We start from the raw sequence: 855 nt of genomic DNA on the forward strand, positions 1-855 counted from the left end.
AGACTCTGTTTAAATTTTATTAAGTAAAAGCTTTATAGCTGATAATTTTACCATCTCTTCGGCCGTTTCCATAAGTAATTCATATTGACGACATAGCCTTCGGTCATTGTCGAACCAAGAAAATGTTCGTTCGATTACCCACCTTTTAGGCTGTAACTGAAAGATATTTTTATCTGTTCTTAACGTTATTTGGAGCAAATAATCAAAGTTTTTTCTTATTTGCTCTTTTATTTCTCCTCGATAGCCGCCATCTGCTATAATCACTTTCACACTACTCCATAAATTCTTTAAAACTCGCATCAACTGTAAGGCAGCTTGTCCATCATGAATATTAGCTACCGTTACCATGACTGCTATTAGAAATCCATTTTTATCTACTATCGCATGTCTTTTTATACCTTTCACTTTTTTATTCCCGTCAATCCCATTCAAAGAACGATTATTGCCCCAACGGACGCTTTGGCTATCCATGATACCAAGACTTGGCAGAGCATTTTGTCCTATTTTAACCCGTACCTTTCCTCGCAACTTTTCTAATAACTCATCAAACTCCTCTAATTCAATCCATTTACGAAAGTAATAATAGACTAATTGCCATTTTGGAAAATCATTTGGTAATAGTCGCCATTGGCATCCTGTTTTTACAACATACAGTACTGCATTCCATATAGTTCGCAAGCAATGTTTTCGCTTCCTATTTGGATACTGTAAGGTTTTTTTGATAAATTGCCATTGGGCATCGGTTAAATCTGTTGAATACATCTCTCTTTTTGTTTAGTCACTTCAAAGAAAGTGTTTTTATAAGATTTTCCCTTGCCCTTATTTATTCTTATTAAGTATTTTTAAACAGGCTCT

General features: G+C 34.5%; 1 protein-coding gene. It reads right to left on the reverse strand.

The features are described 5' to 3' along the window. Window positions 1-9: 9 nt before the first annotated feature. Window positions 10-762, reverse strand: a complete 753-nt coding sequence (locus ABR854_RS25715; RefSeq protein WP_350268726.1) for an IS5 family transposase — start codon at window positions 760-762, stop codon at window positions 10-12. Window positions 763-855: the final 93 nt, after the last annotated feature.

The sequence above is a fragment of the Emticicia sp. W12TSBA100-4 genome (assembly GCF_040253585.1).
Lineage (GTDB): Bacteria > Bacteroidota > Bacteroidia > Cytophagales > Spirosomataceae > Emticicia.